The following is a 5,205-nucleotide window of genomic DNA, read 5'->3' as shown; positions in this document are numbered from 1 at the left end:
GGCAAAGCCGAGGACAATCGTCCAGACGGTTCTTGCCCGAATGCTCGCATGCGCCGAGGTGATGCCCGGCTCAGCCTCCATAATGCCGCTTCCGAGCGCAGAGCTGTAAATTTTGAGGACGCAGGACCGATAGGACGTGAGCTCGATGGATGTCGATTCATCGAAGGATGCCTTCTGCAAGCAGTCGAAAGCACCGTTTGAGATTGCAAGGTGATCTTGTTCCGCTAAATCGTCGCTCAAGAAGTCTACCCACGGCACGATAGTCAGCAGCCTGCCAAACCAGGTAGGTGCTTTGGCATTCGTGCTACCAATGTCTCCGCCCTAAGGATTACTGGCAGCCCAACACCAATATTGGCGCTAGAGACAAAATGCCAAGCTCGCCGTCACCATCCGCTGGACGTTATCTCGCTGGCAGGGTGCCACGCGCTTTGTCGATGATGGCGCATCGAGCTCGACAACAACATCGTCGACTGTTCGATCCGTCTGGTCACGCTCAACCAGAAATGCGCTGTTCGAGAACCAAGCTTCGTTACGATGCGGTCGCTTGCCTTGGTTGTGCAGCATCGCGGTGGCGTCGCCTTCGTTCCCGCGTGCGTCGAACCGGCGCTATCGAGGGCGTCCCTAGCAGAGTCGCGGCTGGCGCCGGCTCCTCGGCCGCGAGGATCTTAGGCAGCTCCCTTGCTTTTTGAGCGGGTGTGGGCCGCGCCTCCATGATCACGAGAACCGCGCGTCCTTTATCAGTGACACGCCATCCGCCGTTCATCCGCTCAATGAGCCCTTGGGAGAAGATATTAAAGCCGGGCACGCGGACGGCCAACCGCTTCGTCCGTTCGGCCCAGTCCGGTCCGCTCGTGGCCAGAATCGCCATATCTCGCTTGAGGTCCGCCATGGCGGCGAAGCCGTCTGGATAGCTGACCAGCACCTTGAGAACCGTCACCTGCAAGTTCACTGGCCCACCCGTTCCCAGCTTCCGCGAACTTACTCGCTTGATATCTTAGGGGAGTTCGTGACCCTCTGTCGACTCACGCCCTTCATCCCTGGTTCTCGCCGGAGTGCGCGGTGCAAAGATCCTTGCTGGAGATGACAACGGCTGAAGATGCCGCCTCGGATCTCCAGAACATGCACGCGGATGCTGATCTCGTCAACAATCGACCAACTTGCGAGACGAAGGATGAGAGTCTCAACTGCGTAACTGCCTCTCGCATCGGATGGATGTCGCCTACGTCATGGCGTACTGCATACGGCAGCGGAGGACCGAAAACGATGTAGGCCGGTGGTCGAACCTGCGGGGCTCGATGACGCCGAGTGGATCCATCTGGTGAATCAGACCGCAACCGGCTGTCGGAGGATGGGGATGTGGACATCTGGATTGGTCTGCCGGCCGAACAGGATATGAAGACTGGCGAAAGCCGGAACGGACCCTCGCGAATGGTTAGTACTTAATTGGTCACAATTCTTGCCTTCTGCTGATGGTATAAGGTGTCGCCGACTATGAAAGGCACGGGAAATTGAGACCCTCTTTGTTGACTTCGCCGACAACTGCCCTCGGCAAAGAAGGCAGCACCAGCGTCCTTTCACGAACACTTGTCCGCGGAAGCACGACTTGAAGGTAGGTTGGACCACCGATCTATGAACAACCCGCCTCTGACCGCATGCTGGGCAAAGACGAATTGACCCAGATCAACGCGGCTTAAACGACGGCGTGCTTGCGTGCGAGTCTTCACAAGGAGCAGCAAATGACGCGACTTTCAGATCAGCTCGCGGACCTGTCGGTACGTGCAAAAGGCGCCGAAAACGCATTCTCAGCCGCAAGAACGGAAGCGCACGACAAGATCGAAGCGCGGAAGGCAGAGGCGCTTTCTGCTGCAAAGATCGCCGTCGAAAAGGTCAACCATCAAATCAAGTCTGCCGGAGACTCGGCCACCAGAGATATGAAAGCGCTGCAAGCGAAAATCACTGCCGACGTCAACGCCCTCAAGGCGCATGTAGTCGAAGCAAAGCATGGTCTCAGCGTAAAGCTAGCCGAGACACGCGCCGCGAACTTGGAGTCGGACGCCGGCCTCGCCATCGATTACGCGATCGCATCGGTTGAACAGGCACGACTTGCCGTTGTTGATGCCATCGCCGCCCGCTTCGCCGCCGACGAGGCCAAGCGCGCATAAAAGCAGAGAGTAAACTCGTGGACCGACCAGACGCCAAACCCCAGCCCGGATGAGAACCTCCGCCCTAAGCTGAAATAAGGCCGCCTCAGTTGGTACCCTTTTTCACCTTCGTGGGCGGATCGTTGCCTTGATAGACGCTTGCGAGCGCTCCCCGGCCAGGCCAGCTGCGATAAACCACACCCGATCACCAACAGCGCGACACGCGCTCCTGATCTCCGCGGTGGATCGATCGCCCGCATAACGATCGAAACGGCTCCGATGTCGTCGACAGATCGCCGGCTCGTATGATTCGCAGAAAGCAGCGTGATTTTCAGAGCGATGCGCGTGCAAAGCACGAACGCAACACGTTAGTTGTTTGTCGAGTCTTGCAGCCTTAAAATCTCAGGCAGCAAGCTTGATCTTCAAAACGCTGCGATAATTGCCGTTAGCCGCGTGCAAGCGGCCAAGCTTCTCGGCATTGATGCGCCTCATATCGCGAACGCTGTCCGTTCTCAAGAGCTGCCATCGCATCAGCCTGGGCAAGCCGCCCGCGTGACGCTGCCTCGGTGAGAGCAGCGGATCGAGAGCTGGCCAGATCCCAAGCGGCGCCAGCGCCGAAAGTAAGCTGAACCGCCCCGGGTTTGCCGGAGGCCATTTGGTTTAAGTTATGCCGCCATGGCGGGTCGTTCCAGCATGGCGTAGTAGCGTTGCTCGGCTTCGGCCGGCGGGATGTTGCCGATGGGCTCGAGGAGCCGCCGGTTGTTGAACCAGTCCACCCATTCCAGCGAACTCGACGGCCTCAAAGCTGCGCCATGGTCCGCGCCGATGGATCACCTCCGCCTTGTAGAGGCCGTTGATGGTTTCGGCGAGAGCATTGTCATAGGAATCTCCGACGCTTCCGACGGAAGGTTCGATGCCAGCTTCGGCCAGGCGCTCGGTGTATTTGATCGAGACGTATTGGGCGGATTCAAACGGTCGTCGCAACACTCGCACATTGGAGGTTGCGATGAGTATTGGAGGACGGAGATCGGCACGATCTGGACGAGCGCCAATGCCATCGCCGGGGCGGCCGCAAGTTGCGGGGCGTGATGAACAGAGCAGATTTTGGCGGGGGATTGCCGCGGGGCTAAGCAGTGAAGAAGCTGCGCTTGAAGCCGGAGTATCGCAGCCTGTCGGATACAGATTGTTCCGAAAGGCGGGCGGCATGCCACCAGCAATGTTCAGATCCTCGGCAAAGCCGCTCTCCGGGCGGTACCTGTCGTTTGCCGAGCGCGAGGAGATCGCACTTCTCAAGGTGCAGGGCCACTCCATGCAAGAAATCGGGCGCCGCCTCGCTCGGTCCGCCTCGACAATCTCCCGTGAACTGCGACGCAATGCAGCTACCAGAAGCGGCGGGTTGGAGTATCGTGCGACGACTGCCCAGTGGCATGCAGACCGATCGGCATGTCGGCCCAAACTGACCAAACTTGCGCTCAACAAAACCTTGCGCACTTATGTGGAGGAGAGACTTGCCGGCGTCGTCGTGGCACCGAGCGGCGCTTCCGTTCCCGGTCCGGTCGTTCCGTGGAACGGTCGCCGGCATGGCCCGCGAAGAGATCGGCGATGGGCCAAGGCCTGGAGCCCGGAGCAGATTGCCCGACGCTTGCCGATCGACTTCCCGGACGACAACACGATGCGCATCAGCCACGAAGCCATCTATCAGGCTCTCTTCGTTCAAGGCCGGGGAACGCTACGCCGCGAACTGACGGCCTGCTTGCGAACGGGGCGCGTGCTAAGAGTGCCCAGAGCACGCGTAAAAAGGCGAGGCAAGGGCTTTGTCTCGCCGGAGATCATGATCAGTCAACGTCCCGCCGAAGCAACCGATCGAGCAGTGCCGGGACACTGGGAGGGAGACCTCATCCTTGGTCTTGGCAGCTCAGCGATTGGTACGCTGGTCGAGCGTACAACCCGGTTCACGATGCTGCTGCATCTTCCCCGCCTCATGGGGCACGGCGAAGCTCCGCGCATCAAGAACGGGCCTGCGCTCGCGGGACACGGCGCTGAAGCCGTACGGGACGCGATTACTCGCACCATCATCACCTTGCCACAAGAACTGCGGCGTTCGCTGACCTGGGACCAAGGCGCCGAAATGGCCCAGCACGATCGTCTCAAGATCGATGCAGGCGTTCAGGTCTACTTCTGCGATCCGCAAAGTCCATGGCAGCGCGGAACTAACGAGAACACCAACGGGCTGCTGCGTCAGTACTTCCCGAAAGGCACTGACCTCAGCGTCCATAGCGTCCATGACATCACCGCCGTTGCTGCCGTCCTCAACGCCCGACCGAGAAAGACGCTGGGATGGAAAACGCCGGCGGAGGCGCTTGACGATTGGCTATCATGAGTGAACAAGATCGCTGTTGCGACGATCGTTTGAATCCGCCTTGGCTGCCCCTGTCGCTGTGGTGCACGAGCCCGCCGCGATGGACCGGCCGTCTATCATGCAGTGCCTGCTCTAGTGCATCGAGCACGAAGCTCGCATGTGCCGTGCGCGAGGCCCGCCAGCCCACGATCCTGCGGGCATAGGCGTCGATGACAAAGGCGACGTAGACGAAGCCGGTCCAGGTCGCGACATAGGTGAAGTCGGAGAGCCAGAGAACGTTCGGCCTTGGCGCCTTGAACTGGCGGTTGACGTGATCCAGCGGGCATGGCGCGGCCTTGTCGCTGATCGTAGTCTTGACGGATTTGCCGCGGATGACCCCTTGCAAACCCATGTCACGCATCAGTCGCGACACCGTGCAACGGGCAACATCGAAGCCTTCGCGCTTGAGCTGGCGCCAGACCTTGCGTACGCCGTAGACGGAGAAGTTTTGATCGAAGACGCGCCGAACCTCGATCTTCAGCGCGGCGTCCTGCTTGGCGCGCGCCGACAGCTTGGCGGGATCGCGCCGCTTGGTCACATGGGCGTGGTAGGTCGAGGGGGCGATCGGCAGCACCTTGCAGATCGCCCCCTCGACCCCATGCGCCCCACGATGATCGTCGATGAAGGCGATCATGGCTTGGACCGGCGGTCGAGCTCCGCCATCGC

3 protein-coding genes, 4 pseudogenes and 1 other annotated feature are annotated in these 5,205 nt (G+C 60.1%); of the genes and pseudogenes, 3 read left to right on the top strand and 4 right to left on the bottom strand.

Annotated features, from left to right (window positions below; translation table 11 throughout):
* A pseudogene (locus tag AC0L3A_RS39905) lies at positions 1–240 on the bottom strand (hypothetical protein); the annotation flags it as partial.
* 124 nt (positions 241–364) lie between these two features.
* On the opposite strand from AC0L3A_RS39905, the pseudogene AC0L3A_RS39900 reads away from it, so the two are divergent.
* Positions 365–513: pseudogene (locus tag AC0L3A_RS39900) on the top strand (IS66 family transposase); the annotation flags it as partial.
* A 16-nt stretch (positions 514–529) separates the two neighbouring features.
* On the opposite strand, the gene AC0L3A_RS39895 reads toward AC0L3A_RS39900, so the two are convergent.
* Positions 530–949, bottom strand: coding sequence for a hypothetical protein (locus tag AC0L3A_RS39895; protein ID WP_473256488.1), 420 nt, complete (start codon positions 947–949; stop codon positions 530–532).
* A gap of 787 nt (positions 950–1,736) precedes the next feature.
* Here AC0L3A_RS39895 and AC0L3A_RS39890 point away from each other — a divergent pair.
* On the top strand, positions 1,737–2,162 hold the full coding sequence (locus tag AC0L3A_RS39890; protein WP_473256487.1) for a hypothetical protein: 426 nt from the start codon (positions 1,737–1,739) through the stop codon (positions 2,160–2,162).
* A gap of 644 nt (positions 2,163–2,806) precedes the next feature.
* Here the strand turns inward: AC0L3A_RS39890 and AC0L3A_RS39885 are convergent.
* Positions 2,807–3,101, bottom strand: a pseudogene (locus AC0L3A_RS39885) (integrase core domain-containing protein); the annotation flags it as partial.
* Between the two features lie 46 nt (positions 3,102–3,147).
* Here AC0L3A_RS39885 and AC0L3A_RS39880 point away from each other — a divergent pair.
* Positions 3,148–4,521, top strand: a complete 1,374-nt coding sequence (locus AC0L3A_RS39880) for an IS30 family transposase (protein ID WP_473256486.1) — start codon at positions 3,148–3,150, stop codon at positions 4,519–4,521.
* A 40-nt stretch (positions 4,522–4,561) separates the two neighbouring features.
* Here AC0L3A_RS39880 and AC0L3A_RS39875 read toward each other — a convergent pair.
* A pseudogene (locus AC0L3A_RS39875) lies at positions 4,562–5,205 on the bottom strand (IS3 family transposase); the annotation flags it as partial.
* Positions 5,096–5,205, bottom strand: a sequence feature (AL1L pseudoknot). This feature is flagged as partial in the annotation. It overlaps the preceding pseudogene by 110 nt.

This window comes from Bradyrhizobium sp. MI1.3, assembly GCF_055811695.1.
This window is presented reverse-complemented; position numbering and strand designations above follow the sequence as displayed.